Raw genomic sequence first — 20,753 nt, 5'->3', positions numbered from 1 at the left:
GAGAGACCCATGGCAACCGGCTATTTTTCTCACCCCGACTGCCTGGCCCACGAGATGGGCACAGGCCACCCGGAGTGTCCGCAGCGCATCAGCGCCATCGAGGACCAGTTGCGTGCACAGGGCCTGGACGCCCTGCTGCAGCGGGAAGAGGTGCCCCTGGCCTCGAACAACGACCTCGCCCTGGCGCACGACCTCAATTACGTGCTGACGCTGGACGACTTCCTGCAGCAGCTCGAAGCCACCGGCGACACCCGCGCACTCGACCCTGACACCTGGGCCTGCCCGGGCACCCGGTCGGCGGCGTGGCGGGCAGCCGGCGCGGCCGTCGCCGCCACCGACGCTGTGCTCGACGGTCGACTGAGCAATGCCTTCTGCGCCGTGCGCCCGCCGGGCCACCACGCGATGCACAACCAGACCATGGGGTTCTGCTTCTTCAACAACGTGGCGGTGGCCGTACGGCACGCGCTCGATGTGCGCGGACTGCAGCGTGTGGCCGTGGTCGATTTCGACGTGCACCACGGCAACGGCACCGAGGACATCCTGACCGGCGACGACCGTGTGCTGATGGTCAGCTTCTTCCAGCACCCGTTCTACCCCTACAGCGGCGCCGACAGCCGGGCGGGCAACATGGTCAACGTGCCACTGCCCGCGCGCACCGATGGCGCCACCGTGCGCGACGTGGTCGATTCCTACTGGATGTACCGCCTGGAAGACTTCCGCCCCGAGATGATCTTCATCTCGGCGGGCTTCGACGGTCACCGGGAGGACGAAATGGGTGGCATGGGCCTGGTCGAGGCCGACTACGCCTGGATCACAGCCCGCATCCTCGACGTGGCCCGCCGCTTCTGTGAAGGACGTGTGGTGTCCTGTCTGGAGGGCGGCTACAACCTCAGTGCGCTGGGCCGCAGCGTGGCCGCGCACGTTCGCACCCTGATCGAAGAACGCTGACGCGCCGCCTGTCATCCCTCCTGTGTCCATCGTGTTCAACACCCTGACTGTCCAGACCCTCGCCGCCTCTTCCACCAGCGCCGCCGACCATGCCGCCCACCTCTGGCGCCCCGGCGAGTTCAACCAGCTCTGGTCGCAACTGAACCAGCCCACGGCGTTGGCCGAGCTGGCCGTGCTGTTCGGCTGCCTGGGCGTGTCCTGGCTGCTTGTGCGACTGTGGCGCGGCCGGCAGGTCGACCCGTCCTCGGTATGGTTCGGCCGCAAGGTGTTCGACGGCGTGCTGTTCCCCCTGCTCGCCTTGATCCTCGCTGTGGGCGTGCGCCGCATCCTGCAGGACGAGATGCCGCTGGCCGTGTTCCGCATTGCGGTGCCGGTGCTCGTGTCGCTTGCCGTGATTCGCCTCACGGTGAAGGTGCTGGGCGCTGCCTTTCCCACGTCGCAGACCGTGCGGGTGGTGGAGCGCACCGTGTCGTGGGTGGCCTGGCTCGGCATGGTGCTGTGGGTCACCGGCGTGCTGCCGCTGCTCATCGAAGAGATGGACCGCCTCACCTGGAAACTCGGCGGCAGCCGCGTCAGCCTGCTGAGCCTGGTGCAGGGGGTGCTCAGCGCCATCGTGGTGCTCATCCTTTCGCTGTCGCTGTCGGCGGCGATCGAGTCACGGTTGCTCAAGGGCGCCACCGACAACCTGTCGCTGCGCAAGATCGCGTCCAATGCCATCCGGGCCGTGCTGCTGGCGTGCGGTCTGCTGGTCGCGCTGTCGGCTGCGGGCATCGACCTCACCGCCTTGTCGGTGCTGGGCGGTGCCATCGGCGTCGGCCTCGGCTTCGGCCTGCAGAAGCTCGCGGCGAACTACGTCAGCGGCTTCGTCATCCTGGCCGAGCGCAGCCTGCGCATCGGTGACCTGGTGCGCGTGGACAACTTCGAGGGCCGCATCACCGACATCAACACCCGCTACACCGTGCTGCGAGCGGCAAACGGGCGCGAATCGATCGTGCCCAATGAACTGCTGATCACCCAGCGCGTCGAGAACGCCTCGCTGGCCGACCCGGATCTGATGCTCAGCACGGTGGTGCAGGTCGGCTATGGCACCGACCTCACCACGCTGATGCCCGACATCGTCGCCGCTGTGGCGGCCATCTCTCGCGTGCTCGACACCCCGCGGCCTCAGGTGTTCCTGACAGCCTTTGCCGCGGACGGGCTCGAGCTCACGATCAACTTCTGGGTGGGCGACCCGGAGAACGGGCAGATGAACCTGCGTTCCGAGGTGAATCTGGCCCTGCTGAGCCTGTTCAACCGCCTCGGCGTCGAGATCCCGTTCCCGCAACGGGTGGTTCACGCCGCGCCAGCGGCTTGAGTTATCCTCAACGGCAACCGCGGGCCTGGCCCGTCACCCCAGTTTCCCGACCCGAAGACACCAGCGTGCAGCCTGTTTCCAGCAAAGCGCAGCAGGGCGATTCCACCGCCCACGCCCAAGATCGCCACCTCGACGATGACGAGCCGCCGCGCCGTCCGCGCAAGGGCATCTACATCCTGCCCAACCTGTTCACGCTGGCCGCCCTGTTCGGCGGGTTCTACGGCATCGTCATGGCCATGAACGGCCAGTTCGAACAGGCGGCCGTGGGCATCTTCTGCGCCATGGTCCTCGACAGCCTGGATGGCCGCGTGGCTCGCATGACGAACACGCAAAGCAGCTTCGGCGAGCAGATGGACAGTCTGTCCGACATGGTCTCCTTCGGTGCCGCCCCGGCGCTGATCGCCTATGAATGGGCGCTGAAGGACCTGGGCAAGTACGGCTGGATCGCCGCCTTCGTGTACTGCTCGGGCGCCGCACTCCGACTGGCGCGCTTCAACACCAACATCGCCGTGGTCGACAAGCGCTTCTTCCAGGGTCTGCCCAGCCCGGCCGCCGCCGCCCTGGTCATGGGCCTGATCTGGGTCGTGACTGACCTGGGCGAGACCGCGTTCAGCCTGCCCGGCATGGTGTGGCTGACCTTTGCCATGACCCTGTACGCGGGCCTGACCATGGTCACCAACATCCCGTTCTACAGCTTCAAGGATGTGAACTTCCGGCGCTCGGTGCCTTTCATCGCCATCGTCGCGATTGCACTGGGCATCTCGGTCATCACCATCCACCCGCCCATCGTGCTGTTCGGCGTCTTCATGCTGTACGGCCTGTCGGGCTACGGTGTGTACGTCTGGAAGCGCATGAAGGGTCGCCCGGTCAGCGTCATCTCGACGTCCACCGACGAGCCGGATGAAGAAGGACTGCATCGCTGAGCGACGCCGTTGCCCTAGGCCTGCGTGCTATATTTTGAGACGCACCTGACACCCCACAGACCACGGCCCGCCAAGCGCTTCTTGCGGGCCGTTTCGTTTGGCGCCCCGGCCACGCGGCCCGCGATCCCCAGGTGCCCGACCCACGGAGAAGACCATGACCGACAAGCTGATCATTTTCGACACCACCCTGCGCGATGGCGAGCAGTCGCCCGGCGCCTCGATGACGCGGGATGAAAAGCTGCGCATCGCACGCCAGCTCGAGCGGCTGAAGGTCGACGTGATCGAAGCCGGTTTCGCGGCCTCTTCCAATGGCGATTTCGAGGCCATCAAGTCGATCGCCGACATCATCAAGGACTCCACCGTCTGCTCGCTGGCCCGGGCCAACGACCGCGACATCAGCCGTGCAGCCGAAGCGTTGAAGGGCGCCAATTCGTGGCGTATCCACACCTTCATCGCCACCAGCGCGCTGCACATGGAAAAGAAGCTGCGCATGTCGCCCGAGCAGGTGCTCGAGCAGGCGAAGCAGTCGGTGCGCTTCGCCCGCAACCTGACGTCGGACGTCGAGTTCTCGGCTGAAGACGGCTACCGCTCCGACCTTGATTTCCTCGCGCGCGTGTGCGAGGCCGTGATCAACGAGGGAGCCACCACGATCAACATCCCGGACACGGTGGGCTATGCCATCCCGGAGCTGTACGGCAACTTCATCCGCGATCTGCGCCAGAAGGTCCCGAACTCCGACAAGGCCATCTGGTCGGTGCATTGCCACAACGACCTGGGCATGGCGGTCGCGAACTCGCTGGCCGGCGTGAAGATCGGTGGCGCGCGCCAGGTCGAGTGCACGATCAACGGCCTGGGTGAACGTGCCGGCAACTGCGCCCTCGAAGAAGTGGTCATGGCCGTCAAGACGCGGCGTGATTACTTCGGCCTCGAGGTCGGCATCGAGACGCAGCAGATCATGCCGGCTTCGCGCTTGGTCTCGCAGACGACCGGTTTCGTCGTGCAGCCGAACAAGGCTGTGGTGGGCGCCAATGCGTTCGCGCACGCGTCCGGCATCCACCAGGACGGCGTGCTCAAGGCCCGAGACACCTACGAGATCATGCGCGCCGAAGACGTGGGGTGGGCCGCCAACAAGATCGTGCTCGGCAAGCTTTCGGGCCGCAACGCCTTCAAGCAGCGCCTGCAGGAGCTCGGCATCGACCTCGACTCCGAAGCCGAGATCAACGCGGCGTTCGCCAAGTTCAAGGAATTGGCCGACCGCAAGAGCGAAATCTTCGACGAGGACATCATCGCGCTGGTGGGCGACGAGAGCGTGACCAGCGAGCAGGAACACTATCGCCTGATCGCCCTGGCGCAGCGTTCCGAAATGGGTGAACGCCCGCATGCCAGCGTCGTGTTTGCCGCGGGTACGGCCGAGCACCGCAGCGAGGCCGAGGGCAACGGCCCGGTCGACGCGAGCCTCAAGGCAATCGAGGCTGTCGTGAAAAGTGGCGCTGAAATGCTCCTGTACTCGGTGAATGCGATCACCTCCGGAAGCACAGAATCGCAAGGCGAGGTGACGGTGCGCTTGCAGCACGGCGGTCGCGTTGTCAACGGCGTGGGCGCCGACCCCGACATCGTTGTGGCTTCGGCCAAGGCCTATATGGCGGCCCTCAACAAGCTGCACAGCAAGGCTGAACGCGTGGCCGCGCAGGGCTGACAGGTCTCCACGAGGGCCTGTTTCGCCAGGCCACTTGATAAAAGGCGCGTAAGTCTTTGATCTTGCGCGTTTTTTATTTACACTTCGTGGAGACGAAAGGGCGGTAACCGTGATCTGCTTCAAATGGAACAAAAACTGGCTGACAGCAGTGCTGGTGTCGATCTTCGCCATCGGTCTCTCGACGTCTGCGCTGGCGGCTGAAAAGTCTCGCAGCAGCAAGACGAAGGTGAGCGCGAAGTCCTCCGCGCGCGCCAAGGCCGATGCCCCGTCCCGTTCCAGCAAGGTCGCCAAGGCAGCGGCCCGGCCGGCAGCTGGCAAATCCACCAAAACGGTCCGCGCCGGCAAGGCGACGTCCCGCCAGGTGGCTGCCGCTGAGCCGCGCCGCAAGGGCGCCCGCGTCAGCCGTGAAGACACACGCCGTGGCAGCAAGCTGGCCAAGGCTTCTGCCCCGCAGCGCACCGCGGTCGCCCGTTCGGATGCCGTGGCTCCGGCGCGCGTCGTGCCGGTGTCCGTCCGCGCTTCGTCCCTCGTGCCCCGTGCGTTTCCCGGGGCCAGCATGGCGGCTGCGTCCGGCGCGTCGGGCGCTTCCTTCGGGCAACTGTACGGCCTGCACCAGACGCCCGATCCGCTGGAGCTGAAGTCCAGCGTCGCGCTCGTCATGGACCAGGACACCAACGAGGTGCTGTTGGCCAAGAATTCCGAAGCCGTGCTTCCTATCGCCTCGCTCACCAAGCTGATGACGGCCCTCGTGACGGTCGAGGCGCGCTTGTCGATGGACGAGCAGGTCACCATCACGGTCGACGACATCGACACCGAGAAGAACAGCAGCTCGCGCCTTGCCGTGGGCGCCACGCTGACGCGCGGCGAGCTGCTGCACCTGGCGCTGATGGCCTCCGAGAACCGTGCGGCGCACGCGCTCGGTCGCAGCTATCCAGGCGGGCTGCGCGCCTTCGTCAGTGCCATGAACACCAAGGCCCGCCTGCTGGGCATGGGCGACACCCGCTACGTCGAGCCGACCGGGCTCAGCAGCCAGAACCAGTCGAGCGCCAAGGATCTGGCCTCGTTGGCCAAGGCCGCTTACCAGCACCCGTTGATCCGTGATCTGTCCACCTCTCGCGAGTACGCTGCCCGCGTGGGCGCGCGCACGGTGCAGTTCCACAACACCAACGGGCTGATCCGCAACCCCAGCTGGGACATTGGCCTGCAGAAGACCGGCTACATCGTCGAAGCGGGCCGTTGTCTGGTGATGCAGGCCAGCATGGCGGGCCGCAAGCTGATCCTGGTGTTCCTGGACTCGGCCGGCCGTTACTCGCGTCTGGCGGATGCCGAGCGCGTGCGCCGCTGGCTGGAACGCGCCACGACCTCGTCGTCCGTCGGGCCTTCGCCGGAAGTCACGGCCCGGGCGCCCGGCAAGCTGACGTCCTGAGGTTTTTTCCTCGCGGCGCACAGACAAGAAAGCCTCCCGACGGGAGGCTTTTTGCTGGGCGGTGCGGCTTGTCCCGTCAGCGGTGGGTCCAGCCCAGGCTGGCCGAAATGCGGGCCGCGGTGTGCTTGAGGGCGTCCTGCCAATCTTGCCCGAAGCGGGCAACCGGCGCGTTGAGCACCAGCGCGGCGCACACCCGGCCCTGGTCGTCGTACACCGGTGCGGCGGCGAGTTGCAGCAAGGGGTCGGGGCTGTCGCTGTCAAGCGCCAGACCTTGCTGACGGATGGCGGCAAGCTCCGCCTGCAGCGACTCCAGCCGCAGGCCCTGGGCCGCGGCCAGCACCTGCAGCACCGTGGTCGAATCCTGCAGCATCAATAGTTTGCCGGCCGCGTGGCTGGCCAACGGCACGCGCAGGCCCATCACGCGGGTCACCTGCACGCCAGAGCGCTCCGACACCGTGCGCTCGACGCACAGGGCATCGTCTTCCTGGCGAACGAACAGCGACACCGTGTGCCCGGTCAGGCGGTGCAACTCCTGCATCGGGCGCACGGCGAGTTCGCGCACGTCGAGGCGCGCCCGCACGTGGTTGCCCAGAGCCAGCAGGCGCAGCCCCAGGCGGTAGGCCCCAGGGCCCGAGCGCTCGACCATCCCCCCCACGGCCAGGTCATTGAGAATGCGGTGCGCGGTGGAGGGATGCAGGCCCGTCTGCTCGCTGATGGACTTCAAGGAGACGGAGTCGCCCTCGTGGGCAAGGGTGTCGAGCAGGGAGAACATCCTGCTGAGCACCTGGATGGACGTGGACGCAGCACTCGATTCGCTCATGGGGTTTTCCTGTGCGGGAGGCCGTTTCGGTGAACGGGATGGCTGCTCAATCGGCGAAATAATCCTGCACTTGAGGGCATTTCCGGCCTCTGCCCCGTGACGAACCGGTATTTCATCTTGGTCATGCACTTTTCCTCGTTCTGGCGCACCTTGCCGTGTGCCGCCCTGGCCGCCTTCTGCGTGCTGACCACCTCGCCGTTGGCGGCGCGGGCCCAGGATTCGGCGCCCACCGCCGCCTCGCGTGTCACACCCACCGTCGCAGCCGCCGCGGCTTCTCGTGCCGCCCCGCCCGCCAGGCAGTGGTTCAAGGCGCCGCGCGTCTACGGTCGACTTACCGTCCGTGAAGTCGGCCTGGTGATCAACCTCGACGACCCTTACTCGGTTCAGGTTGGGGAGTACTACGCGAAGGCGCGCAAAATCCCGGACGATCAGATCCTGCGTGTGCGGCTTCCCGTGCGCGGTGAGTTGACAGTGGCCGAGTTCGACGCCTTCCGCCAACAGATCGATGCCTTCTTTGGCGAGCAGATCCAGGCGCTGGCGCTCGCCTGGCGCCTGCCGTATGCGGTGGGCTGCAACTCGCTGCCCGGCGCCCTGGCGTTGGGGTACGACGCCAAGCTATGCAGCCAGACCTGCGCACCCACCCGCCCGAGCCTCTACTTCGGCTCCGACACCACCCGGCCCTACACCGACTACCGGGTGCGCCTCAGCATGCTGCTGGCGTCACGCGACGTCAAAGGCGCAAAGGCCCTGATCGACCGCGGCGTGAAGGCCGACAACACGCTCGGCCTCAAAGGAGGCCCGACGGCCCACGTCCACTTCGTGACGACCGCCGATGCCATCCGCAGCCAGCGGCAACTGCTGTTTCCGCCGCCAGGCAAGCTGCCGCAGGCGGGCATCGAGGTCTTCCTGGACAAGACGGAGGCCTTGCGCCATGCCGAGCGTGTGCTCGTGTACCTCACGGGCCGCACGCACGTCGACTGGCTCGACACCGTCGACTTCCTGCCCGGCGCGCTGGGTGATCACCTCACCTCATTCGGCGGGGTGCTGGACCGTCCGCACGGGCAGATGACGGTGCTGTCGTGGATCGACGCCGGCGCGACGGCGAGCTACGGCACCACCAGCGAGCCCTGTGCGCACCTGCAGAAGTTCCCGAACCCCCAGGCCCTGGTGCTGTTCTATGCGCAGGGGGCCACCGCCATCGAGGCTTACTGGAAGAGTGTGGCGTGGCCTCAGCAGGGGCTGTTTGTGGGCGAGCCGCTGGCGGCGCCGTTCTCGCGCGATGAGCCGTGAGCGGTTGACCGCCTGATTCAGCTCAGCCAGCCCCAGCTGGCGCGAAGGGCGATCCAGCTCTTGCGCAGCGGCGTCAGCATGATGCGTTCGTGCAACACCCGATCGCCATGTGTGCGGACTTCGTCGATCAGCGCCAAGTGCATGTGGGCCAGCGCCACCAGCGGACGCAGTGCCCGGCGGTCGGCGGCCGGCAGCGCCCGCACCAGGGCGAGCCCCTGCTGCAGCGAGTCGGCCGCCTGGGCATGCAGGGCGGCCAGCAACCCGGGCCAGCCCGCGGGGAGTTGCGCGCCGGGCTTGGTCAGCTCGTGCGCGCGCACGGCGTGGGCCTGCAAGGTGTCGATGGGCACGTGCACCCAGCCGGCACGGGCGTCCTGCCCGAGGCGAGCCAGTTGGTGGGCCAGCCGCAGGCCGCGCCCGATCTGCCGGCCCGCCGCCCGGGTGGCGTCGGTGTCTGAGGCGCCGAGCACCAGCGCCGCGCCTTCGCACGCCCGGCCGGTGCTGCCGTCGATGTGTCGCAACATCGTCGCCTGATCAAGCCACCGCGTCTGCTGCAGCAACCCGAGCAGCGCATCGATCTGCCCCAGCCAGAGGGACCAGTCCTGCAGCCCCCGCTCTTCAAGAGGCAGGGCCAGCCACGCTTTCAGCAGCGGGTGTTCGGCCCGGGCGTGTTGCGCGGCCCCGTGGACCTGCTGTTGCCACCAGCGCAGCTTGGTTTCGGCGACACCCGGATCGCTGACCGCATACGGGATGGCGCTGACCTCGTGCCACCAGTTCAGCCAGATGGCCGAGGCGGCGCGGCGGCGGACCGGAACGAGCGCGAGGGCGGCCGCCAGGCTGCTGCCTGGGCGGGGAAAGGGGGAGGAGGGCGCGATGGAAGACATGGATCAGGGGCAGAGGGTCGCGTATTGTCGCCAAAGGCTTGATTGACAGTGCCCTGTTTCCTTGCCAACATTACTGACTCGCGGGTCAGTTATTGACAGGGAGGGCGGTTGCGCCTCGAACTGGCCCCACTGTTTTCCGATGCAGCGTCGCGGTCACGCCACCGCGCTCGCCATAACCACAACGCCAAGCACATGACCCTCTCTCGCCGCCCCGGGCCACGCCGTTCATTGCGCCTGCCCTTTGTCCTTGCCGTGTCGGCGTTGCTGGCTGCCTGTGGCAAGCCGGCTGAGAGCCCCGCCCCAGTGCGATCGGTCCGTACGCTGGTGGTGGCAGAAACGGGTGGACAGCTCGAGCGCGAGTTTGCCGGCGAGGTGCGCGCGCGCACCGAGTCGCGCCTGGGCTTCCAGGTCGGGGGCAAGGTGGTGCGTCGCATGGTGGATTCTGGCCAGACGGTGCGCAAGGGGCAGCCCTTGGCGCAGCTCGACGCGCAGGACCTGCGCTTGAGCCAGGATGCCGCCCGGGCGGGTGTGGCGGCTGCCGAAGCGCAGGCCACTCAAGCCGCGGCCGATCTGCGTCGCTTCACCGACCTGAAGGCGCAGGGCTTCATCAGCCAGGCACAGCTCGACCGCTACCAGGCGATGGCCACCGCCGCGGAAGCCAGCCTGCGCCAGGCGCGTGCCCAGGCCGGCGTGCAAGGCAATCAGGCGGCTTATGCCACCCTGGTGGCCGATGCCCCGGGCGTGATCACCGGTGTGGAACTCGAGCCCGGCCAGGTGGTGAGCCCCGGCCTGCCCGTGCTGACGCTGGCGCACGACGGCCCCCGCGACGTGCTCTTCCATGTGCCCGAGGACATGGGCCCGACACTGCGCGGCCTCAATGGGCGCACGGGCGGCGTGCAGGTGCGGCGCTGGGGGACCAGCGAGTGGGTGCCTGCCACCGTGCGCGAAGTGGCCGCCGCGGCGGACACCCTGACCCGCACCTACCTGGTCAAGGCCGATGTGGCGGGTGCCCGGGGCTTCGAGCTGGGGCAGACGGCCACCGTGCGCCTGATGGCCTCGGTGCGCGCCCAGGATGGCGTGCGTGTGCCGTTGCAGGCCCTGACGGAGCGCGAAGGTAAGTCGGTCGTCTGGGTGCTGGACGGCAACAGCATGACGGTCAAGCCGGTGCCCGTGGTGACCGCCGATGTCGTCGGCAACATGGTGTTGATCTCCCGTGGCGTCGCGCCGGGGCAGGAACTGGTGACCGCGGGCGCCCATGTGCTGAGCCCCGGCCAGAAAGTGCGCCGCTACGAGGGCCGCATCGGCGTGTCGCAGCCGGCTGCATCGTCCGCGGCCCCGGCCGCCTCCCGCTCGTGATCGCCGGAGGTCTGTGGTGAGCACTCCCCCCCGCGATCCCGGCGCGTCGCGCCAGCGTTTCAACATCTCCCGCTGGGCGCTCGAGCACCCCGCGCTCACGCGCTACCTCATGGTCGTGCTGATGGTGCTGGGCCTCGTGTCGTACTTCCAGCTGGGCCAGGACGAAGACCCGCCCTTTGCCTTTCGCGTGATGGTGGTGCGCGCCTACTGGCCGGGCGCCACCGCGCAGGAAGTCGCCGAGCAGGTCACCGACAAGATCGAGCGCACCCTGCAGGAGGTGCCCTATGCCGACAAGATCCAGTCCTACACCAAGCCCGGCGAGTCCTTCACGCTGATGCAGGTGAAGGACTCCTCGCCGCCGAAGGAAATCCCCAACCTCTGGTACCAGGTGCGCAAGAAGATCGGCGACATGCGGCACACGTTGCCGCCCGGCGTGCTGGGCCCCTTCTTCAACGACGAGTTCGGGGACGTTTACGGCTCGATCTACGCCCTGTCGGCTGACGGTTTCACCGAAGAGGAACTGCGCCAGTTCGCCGACCAGACGCGCTCGCAACTGCTGCGCGTGCCCGGTGTGGCCAAGGTCGAGCTGTTCGGCGTGCAAGCCGAAAAGATCTTCATCGAGGTGCCGCAGCGGCGTCTGGCCGAAATGCGCATCAACATGCAGGAGCTGCTGGCCCAGCTGAACGCGCAGAACGGCGTGGAGGGCGCGGGCTTCTACGCCGGTGAGGCCGCCAACATCCAGATGCGGGTGAACGGGGCGTTCCGCTCGGTCGACGACCTGCGGGCCATGCCCATCCGCGTGGTCGACCCGGCTACGGGCCGCGCGCGCTCGCTCAAGCTGGGCGACATCGCCACCGTGCGCCGTGGCTACGAAAACCCGCCGTCGACCCGCGTGCGCCACCAGGGCAAAAGCGTCATCGCGCTCGGTGTGTCCATGGCCAAGGGCGGTGACATCATCGCCCTGGGCAAGAACCTGACGGCCGCCACGGCGCGCATTCAGACCGAACTGCCCGTCGGCATCGAGATGACGCAGATCCAGAACCAGCCTCAGGCCGTGTCGACCTCGGTGGGCGAGTTCGTCAAGGTGCTGATCGAGGCCGTGATCGTGGTGCTGGGCGTGAGCTTTGTCAGCCTGGGCCTGCACACGAAGCCGCTTCGGCTCGACGTGTGGCCGGGCCTCGTGGTGGCCATCACCATCCCGCTGGTGCTCGCGGTCACCTTCCTCGTGATGTTCTACTGGGGAGTGGGCCTGCACAAGATCTCGCTGGGCGCGCTCATCATCGCGCTCGGCTTGCTGGTCGACGACGCCATCATTGCCGTCGAAATGATGGTGCACAAGCTCGAAGAGGGCTATGACAAGCTGACAGCGGCCACGGCGGCCTACGACATCACCGCCATGCCCATGTTGACCGGCACGCTGATCACCGCAGCCGGCTTCCTGCCCATCGGCATGGCGAACTCGTCGGTGGGCGAGTACACCTTCGCCATCTTCGCCGTCACGGCGGCAGCGCTGCTCATTTCCTGGATCGTGTCCGTCTACTTCGTGCCCTACCTCGGGCAGTGGCTGCTGCGCACCCGCCCCAAGGTGTCGCGGGCAGAGGAGGGCAGTGCGGACCTGTACGCCGGGCCGTTCTACGTGCGCTTTCGCGCCCTGGTGAACGCCTGCGTGCGGCACCGCTGGATCACCATTGCACTGACGCTGCTCGCTCTGGCGCTTGGCTTCGTCGGCATGGGCAAGGTGCAGCAGCAGTTCTTCCCGGACTCCAGTCGGCCAGAAATCCTGGTCGATATCTGGCAGCCGGAAGGCAGCAGCATCGAGTCCACCGAAGCCATCGCCCGCCGCTTCGAGGCGCGGATGATGAAGGAGCCGGGTGTGCAGTCCGTGAGCACCTGGATCGGCTCTGGCCTGCCGCGCTTCTACCTGCCGATGGACCAGATCTTTCCGCAGAGCAACGTCAGCCAGGCCGTCGTGCTGCCGGTCGACATGGAGGCGCGCGAACGTCTGCGCCGCGATCTGCCCCGCCTGTTGGCAGAGGAGTTCCCCGAAGTGCGTGGACGCGTCAAGCTCCTGCCCAACGGCCCGCCGGTGCCGTATCCGGTGCAGTTTCGCATCGTCGGGGATGACGTCGTGACACTCCGCCGCCTGGCAGAGGAAGCGAAGGCCGTGATGCGGGCCCACCCTGACATGCTGGGCGTCAACGACAACTGGAACGAATCGATCAAGGCCATGCGCCTGGAAGTCGATCAGGACAAGGCCCGTGCCCTGGGCGTCTCCACCCAGGCCATTGCGCAGGCCAGCCGACTGCAGACCCTGGGTGTCACCGTCGGGCAGTACCGCGAAGGCGACCGTCTGATCGACATCGACGTGCGCTCGCCACAGTCTGAGCGCCTGACGCTTGAGGCGCTCGACAACGCCTACGTTGCCACCGCCACGGGCCGCATGGTGCCGCTGCTGCAGGTTGCAAAGCCCCACCTGGTGTGGGAGCCGGGCGTGCTGTGGCGTGAGGGGCGACGCTTTGCCATCACCGTGCAGGGCGACGTGCGCGAAGGCATCCAGGGGCCGACCGTCAGCCAGGCCCTGTGGCCGAAGATGACGGATCTGCAGACCCGCATGCCGCCGGGCTACACCGTCCAGCTGGCCGGCACGGCCGAGGAAAGCAGCAAGGGGCAGGGCTCCATCCTGGCCCACGTGCCGGTGATGCTGTTCATCATCTTCACGCTGCTGATGCTGCAGCTGCAGAGCTTCTCCCGTGCGCTGCTGGTCTTCCTGACCGGACCAATGGGCATTGCCGGCGTGGCCGGGGCCCTCCTCGTTCTGAACCGTCCGTTCGGCTTTGTGGCCCTGCTCGGTGTCATCGCCCTGATGGGGATGATCATGCGCAACTCGGTGATCCTGATCGACCAGATCGAGCAGGACCGGGCCTGCGGCGTGCCCGCCTGGGACGCCATCGTCGGTGCCGCCGTGCGGCGGTTCCGTCCCATCGTGCTGACGGCGGCCGCGGCCGTGCTCGCCATGATCCCGCTGAGCCGCAGCGCGTTCTGGGGGCCGATGGCCGTGGCCATCATGGGCGGTCTCATCGTGGCCACCGCACTGACGCTGCTCGCGCTGCCGGCGATGTATGCCGCCTGGTTCAGGGTACGAGACCCCGGCGCCGTGGCAAAAACCGGTCCGCTCCCGCGCTAGAATCGCTGGTTCGGACCAAATCAGCCTGTCCGGCGGTCTGCGCCTGCGTTCCCGAGATCGGGGCGCGGCGTGACGGCTGGATGTTTCAGGTCGATGCGCGGGTGGCGAAATTGGTAGACGCACCAGGTTTAGGTCCTGACGCCAGCAATGGTGTGGGGGTTCGAGTCCCCCCCCGCGCACCAGCCCTCATTCCTTCTTACTCATACTGAGAGATCAAACATGGCGATCACCGTGGAGACCCTCGACAAGCTGGAGCGCCGCATCACGCTGTCGCTGGCAGCCGATGCCCTTCAGAACGAAGTCGATGCCCGCCTGAAGAAGCTGGCTCGCACCGTCAAGGCCGACGGCTTCCGCCCCGGCAAGGTGCCGATGAACGTCGTGGCCCAGCGCTACGGCTACTCCGTTCAATACGAAGTCGTCAACGACCAGCTCGGCGAAGCCTTCGCCAAGGCCGCCCAGGAAGCGCAACTGCGCGTGGCCGGCCAGCCCCGTATCTCCGAAAAGGAAGGCGGCCCGGTCGACGGCCAGCTGCAATTCGACGCCACCTTCGAGGTCTATCCTGAAGTCGCCATCGGCGACCTCTCGGCCGTCGAACTCGAGCGCGTGTCGGCTGAAGTGAACGAAGCCGCCATCGACCGCACCGTCGAGATCCTGCGCAAGCAGCGTCGCACCTTCGCCCAGCGTCCGGCCACCGAAGGCGCCGCCGACGGCGACCGCGTGACCATCGACTTCGAAGGCAAGATCGACGGCGTGCCGTTCGAAGGCGGCAAGGCCGAGGGCTTCCAGTTCCTGGTCGGCGAAGGCCAGATGCTTGAGGCATTCGAGAAGGCCGTGCGCGGCATGAAGACCGGCGAGTCCAAGACCTTCCCGCTGGCCTTCCCCGAGGACTACCACGGCAAGGACGTGGCCGGCAAGGAAGCCGACTTCCTGGTGACCGTCAAGAAGGTCGAAGCCCAGAACCTGCCCGAGATGACCGAAGAGTTCATCAAGAGCCTGGGCATCGCCGACGGCACCGTCGAGTCGCTGCGCGCCGACATCAAGAAGAACCTCGAGCGTGAGGTCAAGTTCCGCGTGCTGGCCCGCAACAAGGCTGCCGCCATGGAAGCCCTGCTGAAGGCCGTGGAGTTCGACCTGCCGAATTCGCTGGTGGCCGCTGAAAGCGATCGCCTGGTGGAAGGCGCCCGCGCCGACCTGAAGGCCCGCGGCATCAAGGACGCCGAGAAGGCCCCGATCCCTGCCGAAATGTTCAAGCCCCAGGCCGAGCGCCGCGTGCGCCTGGGCCTGACGGTGGCCGAGCTGGTCAAGGCCAACAACCTGCAAGCCAAGCCCGAGCAGATCCAGGCTCACATCGAAGAGCTGGCACAGAGCTACGAGCAGCCCGCCCAGGTCATCGCCTGGTACATGAGCGACCGTCAGCGCATGGCCGAAGTCGAAGCCGTGGTGATCGAATCCAACGTCTCCGAGTTCATCTTCTCGAAGGCCAAGGTGACTGACAAGGCTGTCGGCTTCGAAGAGCTGATGGGCCAGCAGGCCGGCGCCTGATCGCCCAGACCGGCGGCACCCGTGTGGTGCCGCCTGCACGGTGTGCCCCGAAGGCACCTGCAATCCCGAGCGGAGGCAGGTGCCTTTTATTTTGTGCAAACGTGACACGTCGGTTGATGCAACGTGGCCCGTCCGCAGCGAGGCTGTGCATGCAAACAACGGAAAGGGCCCCTGTGGGGCGGCTCGTTTTTTCCGTGAGCCGATGCAGCCTGCCGGCACGTCATAATGAATTCACAACTCATTTCCGGTTGCCCGTCAAGGGGTGGCCGTCACAAGAGGACGCACATGAGCGCACTGGACATCCAAAACCTGGGCATGGTGCCCATGGTGATCGAGCAATCGGGCCGTGGCGAGCGCGCCTATGACATCTACAGCCGCCTCCTGCGTGAGCGCGTGATCTTCCTGGTGGGCCCGGTCAACGACCAGAGCGCCAACCTGGTGGTGGCGCAGCTGCTCTTCCTGGAGAGCGAGAACCCGGACAAGGACATCTCGCTGTACATCAACTCGCCGGGCGGCAGCGTCAGTGCTGGCATGTCGATCTTCGACACCATGCAGTTCATCAAGCCCGATGTGTCGACGCTGTGCATGGGCATGGCGGCCTCCATGGGCGCCTTCCTGCTGGCCGCTGGCGCCAAGGGCAAGCGCTTCGCGCTGCCCAATAGCAAGATCATGATCCACCAGCCGCTGGGCGGCGCGCAGGGCCAGGCCACCGACATCGAAATCCACGCCCGCGAGATCCTCAAGACCCGCGAACAACTCAACAAGATCCTGGCGGACCGCTCCGGTCAACCTCTGGAGAAGATCCAGAACGACACCGAGCGCGACTACTACATGTCCGCCAGCGAGGCCGCCACCTACGGTCTCATCGACAAGGTCCTGGAAAAGCGTCAGTGATGCCTCGGGCCCGGCTGCAACGCCGGGCTGCCTCGTTTTGCGGGATGAAAAACCGCATCATGGCAGGGCAGTTCCACCCCATGGGCCCGGAATCATTTGACTTATCATCCTTGACATACCCCTTGCCGACTCCCTGACAGGCCTGCACCATGGCAGACAAAAAAGGCTCATCCAGCGAAAAAATCCTCTACTGCTCTTTCTGCGGAAAGAGCCAGCACGAGGTCAAGAAGCTCATTGCGGGCCCGTCGGTCTTCATCTGCGACGAGTGCATCGAGCTCTGTAACGACATCATCCGGGACGAAGTGGCGGCGGAGGCGGAGCAGTCGCGTCCGGCGCGCAGCGACCTGCCCACGCCGCACGAGATCAAATCGAGCCTCGACCAGTACGTGATCGGGCAGGACACGGCCAAGCGCACGCTGTCGGTGGCGGTCTACAACCACTACAAGCGGCTCAAGCACATGGGCTCGGGCGATGGCAAGAAGCCCGACGTCGAACTGGCCAAGAGCAACATCCTGCTGATCGGCCCGACCGGCTCCGGCAAGACGCTGCTGGCCCAGACGCTGGCCCGCCTGCTGAACGTGCCCTTCGTGATCGCCGACGCCACCACGCTGACCGAAGCCGGTTACGTGGGCGAAGACGTCGAAAACATCATCCAGAAGCTGCTGCAGAACTGCAACTACGAGGTGGAGAAGGCCCAGCGCGGCATTGTCTACATCGACGAGATCGACAAGATCTCGCGCAAGTCCGACAACCCGTCCATCACGCGTGACGTATCGGGTGAGGGCGTGCAGCAGGCGCTGCTGAAGCTGATCGAAGGCACGATGGCGTCGGTGCCCCCGCAGGGCGGCCGCAAGCACCCGAACCAGGATTTCCTACAGATCGACACGACGAACATCCTGTTCATCTGCGGTGGTGCGTTCGACGGCCTCGAAAAGGTCATCCAGAACCGCTCGGTCAAGTCCGGGATCGGTTTCGGCGCTTCCGTGCAAAGCAAGGAAGAGCGCAAGGTCGGCGAGGTGTTCCGCGAGGTCGAGCCCGAAGACATCATCAAGTTCGGCCTGATCCCCGAACTGGTGGGTCGCCTGCCGGTGGTGGCCACCCTGGGCGAGTTGACCGAAGACGCGCTGGTTCAGATCCTGACCGAGCCGAAGAACGCGCTGATCAAGCAGTACCAGCATCTCCTGAACATGGACGGCGTCGAGCTGGAAATCCGCCCGGCTGCGCTGGCCGCGATCGCCCGCAAGGCACTGGCCCGCAAGACCGGGGCACGTGGTTTGCGATCCATTCTTGAACAGTCGCTGCTCGACACGATGTTCGAGCTGCCCAACATGGAGGGTGTGGAGAAAGTCGTCCTGGACGAGTCGACGATCGAAGAGAACGCCAAGCCCCTGCTTGTGTACCGGGAACAGGCCAAGGCCAGTGCCTGAGCGACGCACCCGAGGATCGCTCTGACGGGCACCGCAGGCAGCCGGCAGCACCCCCCAGTGCCAGGCGGTTGTCTCGGTGCCCTTGTGATTTGTAGATGAGGCCCCACGTGGACCCCATCAGAAAGTGAGCCCCTATGTCTGGACACCCCATTCTTCCCTCCGATCCGATCACGCTGCCGCTGTTGCCGCTGCGCGATGTCGTGGTCTTTCCGCACATGGTGATCCCGCTGTTCGTGGGGCGCCCAAAATCCATCAAAGCCCTCGAGGCTGCCATGGAAGCAGGACGGCAGATCATGCTGGTGGCCCAGAAGGCCGCGGGCAAGGACGAGCCGAAGGCGGAAGACATGTTCGACATCGGCTGCGTCTCCAGCATCCTGCAGATGCTGAAGCTGCCCGACGGCACCGTGAAGGTGCTGGTTGAGGGCGTGCAGCGTGCGAACACCAAGTCGATCTCTGACGAAGGCGAGTTCTTTACCGGCGAGGTCGTGCCGGTTCAGCCCGAGACCACGGTGACGCCCGAGGTGGAAGCGCTGCGCCGTGCGGTCACGCAGCAGTTCGACCAGTACGTCAAGCTCAACAAGAAGATCCCGCCCGAGATCCTCACGTCCATCTCCGGCATCGACGACGCCGGCCGTCTGGCCGACACGATCGCTGCGCACCTGCCGCTCAAACTCGAGTCGAAGCAGGCTGTGCTCGATTTGTTCTCGATCTCTGCGCGCCTTGAAAAGCTGCTCGAACAGCTTGAGCACGAAGTCGACATCCTGCAGGTCGAGAAGCGCATCCGTGGCCGCGTCAAGCGCCAGATGGAGAAGTCGCAGCGCGAGTACTACCTGAACGAGCAGGTCAAGGCCATCCAGAAGGAGTTGGGCGAGGGCGAGGAGGGCGCCGACCTCGAAGAGCTGGCCAAGAAGGTCGAAGGCGCGCGCATGCCCAAGGAAGCGCGCAAGAAGGCCGAGGCCGAGCTCAAGAAGCTGCGCCTGATGTCGCCCATGTCGGCCGAGGCCACCGTGGTGCGCAACTACATCGACACCCTGGTCAACCTGCCGTGGAGCAAGAAGTCCAAGGTCAAGCACGACCTGACCCACGCCGAGCACGTGCTCAATGAAGAGCACTATGGCCTCGACAAGGTCAAGGAACGCATCCTGGAGTACCTCGCGGTGCAACAGCGCGTCGACAAGGTCAAGGCCCCGATCCTCTGCCTGGTCGGCCCTCCGGGCGTCGGCAAGACCTCGCTGGGGCAGTCCATCGCCCGCGCGACCGGACGCAAGTTCGTGCGCATGGCGCTGGGTGGCGTGCGTGACGAGGCCGAGATCCGCGGTCACCGCCGCACCTACATCGGCTCAATGCCGGGCAAGGTGCTGCAGAGCCTGAGCAAGGTCGGCGTGCGCAACCCGCTGTTCCTGCTCGACGAGATCGACAAGCTGGGCATGGACTTCCGCGGCGACCCGTCTTCGGCGCTGCTGGAGGTGCTTGACCCCGAGCAGAACCACACCTTCGGTGACCATTACATCGAGGTCGACTTCGACCTGTCGGATGTGATGTTCGTCGCCACGTCGAACTCGCTGAACATCCCCCCGGCACTGCTGGACCGGATGGAAGTGATTCGCCTGGCCGGCTACACCGAAGACGAAAAGGTGCACATCGTCCAGACCTACCTGCTGCCCAAGCAGATCAAGAACAACGGCGTGAAGGACGGCGAGCTGGAGGTGGCGGAAAGTGCCATCCGCGGCATCATCCGCTACTACACCCGTGAGGCCGGTGTGCGTTCGCTGGAACGCGAGGTCTCCAAGATCTGCCGCAAGACCGTCAAGGGCTTTGCGCTGAAGCAGTACACCGACAAGGTCGTCGTCACCGACGAGAACCTGAACGACTTCCTGGGCGTGCGCAAGTACAGCTACGGCGAAGCCACGAAGGAGAACCAGGTCGGTCAGGTCGTCGGCCTGGCGTGGACGGAAGTGGGCGGCGATCTGCTGACCATCGAAGCCGCGATCATGCCGGGCAAGGGCAACATCATCCGCACCGGCCAGCTGGGCGACGTGATGAAGGAATCGGTCGAGGCCGCTCGCTCGGTGGTGCGTTCGCGCGCTCGCCGTCTGGGCATTGCCGACGAGTTGTTCGAGAAGCGCGACATCCACATCCACGTGCCGGATGGCGCCACACCGAAGGATGGTCCGTCCGCCGGTGCAGCCATGACGACCGCGTTCGTGTCGGCACTCACGGGCATCCCGGTACGCGCCGATGTCGCGATGACGGGCGAGATCACGCTGCGCGGCGAGGTCACGGCCATCGGCGGCTTGAAGGAGAAGCTCCTGGCGGCTCACCGTGGCGGCATCAAGACGGTGCTGATCCCGGAAGAGAACGTCAAGGACCTGGCTGAGATCCCGGAGAACGTGAAGAGCCAGATCGAGATCGTGCCGGTCAAGTGGATCGACAAGGTGCTGGAAGTGGCGCTGGAGCGTCAGCCGGAGGCCTTGCCGGAAGAAGAGGCGAAGGTGGAAGCCAAGCCCGAGACTCCGGCGGCAGCGCCTGCCTCGTCGAGCGATGTGATGAAGCACTGAGCTTGAAGGCACGGAGGGAGTTGAAAAAACGCGACGCCCGCCGAGAGGCTCGAAAAGTGGTGTATAGTTCAAGTCTTCGCTGAGCACTGCACCAAACAGTGGTCAACGCAGCAAAGCAGGTCGCAAGGCCAGAGCATCTGCGTAAGGCGGAGACAATGCGGGAATAGCTCAGTTGGTAGAGCGCAACCTTGCCAAGGTTGAGGTCGCGAGTTCGAGCCTCGTTTCCCGCTCCAGATTTTCTGAAAAAGGAAGCCCACAGCTTCCTTTTTTGTCAGACACGGCGCGGTAGCAAAGCGGTTATGCACCGGATTGCAAATCCGTGTAGGTCGGTTCGACTCCGGCCCGCGCCTCCAGAAGTTTGACCGCCTGGGTCACCAAGCCCGGGTTGGTGTGCAGTTGATGCGGGAATAGCTCAGTTGGTAGAGCGCAACCTTGCCAAGGTTGAGGTCGCGAG

General features: G+C 65.9%; 14 protein-coding genes and 3 tRNA genes. 15 read left to right on the top strand and 2 right to left on the bottom strand.

From position 1 onward, the window contains the following. The first annotated feature begins 9 nt into the window (after window positions 1-9). The 5 genes from Q0Z44_RS10465 to pbpG all read left to right on the top strand — a co-directional run bounded on the left by Q0Z44_RS10465 (window position 10) and on the right by pbpG (window position 6,347). Window positions 10-948, top strand: coding sequence for a histone deacetylase family protein (locus Q0Z44_RS10465; RefSeq protein WP_109036769.1), 939 nt, complete (start codon window positions 10-12; stop codon window positions 946-948). 22 nt (window positions 949-970) lie between these two features. After that, window positions 971-2,302: a mechanosensitive ion channel domain-containing protein gene (locus tag Q0Z44_RS10460; RefSeq protein ID WP_366517603.1), complete on the top strand. Its 1,332-nt coding sequence runs from the start codon at window positions 971-973 to the stop codon at window positions 2,300-2,302. A 167-nt stretch (window positions 2,303-2,469) separates the two neighbouring features. Next, entirely contained in the window at window positions 2,470-3,225 is a 756-nt protein-coding gene (pssA, locus tag Q0Z44_RS10455; protein WP_298012396.1) for a CDP-diacylglycerol--serine O-phosphatidyltransferase, read from the top strand. A gap of 154 nt (window positions 3,226-3,379) precedes the next feature. Next, entirely contained in the window at window positions 3,380-4,921 is a 1,542-nt protein-coding gene (locus Q0Z44_RS10450; RefSeq protein ID WP_298012360.1) for a 2-isopropylmalate synthase, read from the top strand. Between the two features lie 361 nt (window positions 4,922-5,282). Continuing rightward, entirely contained in the window at window positions 5,283-6,347 is a 1,065-nt protein-coding gene (gene pbpG, locus Q0Z44_RS10445; protein ID WP_298012394.1) for a D-alanyl-D-alanine endopeptidase, read from the top strand. Between the two features lie 76 nt (window positions 6,348-6,423). Here pbpG and Q0Z44_RS10440 read toward each other — a convergent pair whose 3' ends face one another. Next, window positions 6,424-7,167 (bottom strand): IclR family transcriptional regulator, encoded by a 744-nt coding sequence (locus tag Q0Z44_RS10440; protein ID WP_298012358.1) that lies wholly within the window; start codon window positions 7,165-7,167, stop codon window positions 6,424-6,426. A gap of 123 nt (window positions 7,168-7,290) precedes the next feature. Between Q0Z44_RS10440 and Q0Z44_RS10435 the strand changes: the two genes are divergently transcribed. Beyond that, window positions 7,291-8,457, top strand: coding sequence for a TIGR03790 family protein (locus Q0Z44_RS10435; protein WP_298012356.1), 1,167 nt, complete (start codon window positions 7,291-7,293; stop codon window positions 8,455-8,457). A gap of 17 nt (window positions 8,458-8,474) precedes the next feature. Here Q0Z44_RS10435 and Q0Z44_RS10430 read toward each other — a convergent pair whose 3' ends face one another. Beyond that, a complete protein-coding gene (locus tag Q0Z44_RS10430) occupies window positions 8,475-9,338 on the bottom strand; it encodes a squalene/phytoene synthase family protein (RefSeq protein ID WP_298012354.1) in 864 nt (287 codons plus the stop codon). Window positions 9,339-9,530: 192 nt separating this feature from the next. Here Q0Z44_RS10430 and Q0Z44_RS10425 point away from each other — a divergent pair, with 192 nt between their 5' ends. The 9 genes from Q0Z44_RS10425 to Q0Z44_RS10385 all read left to right on the top strand — a co-directional run bounded on the left by Q0Z44_RS10425 (window position 9,531) and on the right by Q0Z44_RS10385 (window position 20,652). Beyond that, window positions 9,531-10,694: an efflux RND transporter periplasmic adaptor subunit gene (locus Q0Z44_RS10425; RefSeq protein ID WP_298012352.1), complete on the top strand. Its 1,164-nt coding sequence runs from the start codon at window positions 9,531-9,533 to the stop codon at window positions 10,692-10,694. 16 nt (window positions 10,695-10,710) lie between these two features. After that, entirely contained in the window at window positions 10,711-13,878 is a 3,168-nt protein-coding gene (locus Q0Z44_RS10420) for an efflux RND transporter permease subunit (RefSeq protein ID WP_298012350.1), read from the top strand. A gap of 95 nt (window positions 13,879-13,973) precedes the next feature. Further along, a tRNA-Leu gene (locus tag Q0Z44_RS10415) sits at window positions 13,974-14,060 on the top strand. A 37-nt stretch (window positions 14,061-14,097) separates the two neighbouring features. Continuing rightward, a complete protein-coding gene (gene tig, locus Q0Z44_RS10410; RefSeq protein WP_298012347.1) occupies window positions 14,098-15,420 on the top strand; it encodes a trigger factor in 1,323 nt (440 codons plus the stop codon). A gap of 285 nt (window positions 15,421-15,705) precedes the next feature. Then, window positions 15,706-16,314 (top strand): ATP-dependent Clp endopeptidase proteolytic subunit ClpP, encoded by a 609-nt coding sequence (clpP, locus tag Q0Z44_RS10405; protein ID WP_109036762.1) that lies wholly within the window; start codon window positions 15,706-15,708, stop codon window positions 16,312-16,314. 149 nt (window positions 16,315-16,463) lie between these two features. After that, the gene (gene clpX / locus Q0Z44_RS10400) at window positions 16,464-17,741 is read left to right on the top strand and encodes an ATP-dependent Clp protease ATP-binding subunit ClpX (RefSeq protein WP_298012345.1); all 1,278 of its coding nucleotides are present in this window, start codon (window positions 16,464-16,466) and stop codon (window positions 17,739-17,741) included. A gap of 134 nt (window positions 17,742-17,875) precedes the next feature. Next, entirely contained in the window at window positions 17,876-20,299 is a 2,424-nt protein-coding gene (lon, locus tag Q0Z44_RS10395; protein ID WP_298012343.1) for an endopeptidase La, read from the top strand. Between the two features lie 157 nt (window positions 20,300-20,456). After that, window positions 20,457-20,532: transfer RNA gene (locus Q0Z44_RS10390), tRNA-Gly, on the top strand. A gap of 46 nt (window positions 20,533-20,578) precedes the next feature. Continuing rightward, window positions 20,579-20,652 (top strand) — tRNA-Cys (locus Q0Z44_RS10385). The last annotated feature ends 101 nt before the right edge of the window (window positions 20,653-20,753 follow it).

This window comes from uncultured Aquabacterium sp., from assembly GCF_947366995.1.
Classification (GTDB): domain Bacteria; phylum Pseudomonadota; class Gammaproteobacteria; order Burkholderiales; family Burkholderiaceae_C; genus Aquabacterium.
Note: the sequence above shows the minus strand (reverse complement) of the source record. Positions and strands in the feature narration are given on the sequence as shown.

What these genes read in the sequence shown, in the direction of transcription:
- Q0Z44_RS10465 (WP_109036769.1), top strand. Translation starts at nt 10, where the DNA reads ATGGCAACCGGCTATTTTTCTCACCCCGACTGCCTGGCCCACGAGATG.
- Q0Z44_RS10450 (WP_298012360.1), top strand. Translation starts at nt 3,380, where the DNA reads ATGACCGACAAGCTGATCATTTTCGACACCACCCTGCGCGATGGCGAG.
- Q0Z44_RS10440 (WP_298012358.1), bottom strand. Translation starts at nt 7,167, where the DNA reads ATGAGCGAATCGAGTGCTGCGTCCACGTCCATCCAGGTGCTCAGCAGG.
- Q0Z44_RS10435 (WP_298012356.1), top strand. Translation starts at nt 7,291, where the DNA reads ATGCACTTTTCCTCGTTCTGGCGCACCTTGCCGTGTGCCGCCCTGGCC.
- Q0Z44_RS10430 (WP_298012354.1), bottom strand. Translation starts at nt 9,338, where the DNA reads ATGTCTTCCATCGCGCCCTCCTCCCCCTTTCCCCGCCCAGGCAGCAGC.
- Q0Z44_RS10425 (WP_298012352.1), top strand. Translation starts at nt 9,531, where the DNA reads ATGACCCTCTCTCGCCGCCCCGGGCCACGCCGTTCATTGCGCCTGCCC.
- tig (WP_298012347.1), top strand. Translation starts at nt 14,098, where the DNA reads ATGGCGATCACCGTGGAGACCCTCGACAAGCTGGAGCGCCGCATCACG.
- clpP (WP_109036762.1), top strand. Translation starts at nt 15,706, where the DNA reads ATGAGCGCACTGGACATCCAAAACCTGGGCATGGTGCCCATGGTGATC.
- clpX (WP_298012345.1), top strand. Translation starts at nt 16,464, where the DNA reads ATGGCAGACAAAAAAGGCTCATCCAGCGAAAAAATCCTCTACTGCTCT.
- lon (WP_298012343.1), top strand. Translation starts at nt 17,876, where the DNA reads ATGTCTGGACACCCCATTCTTCCCTCCGATCCGATCACGCTGCCGCTG.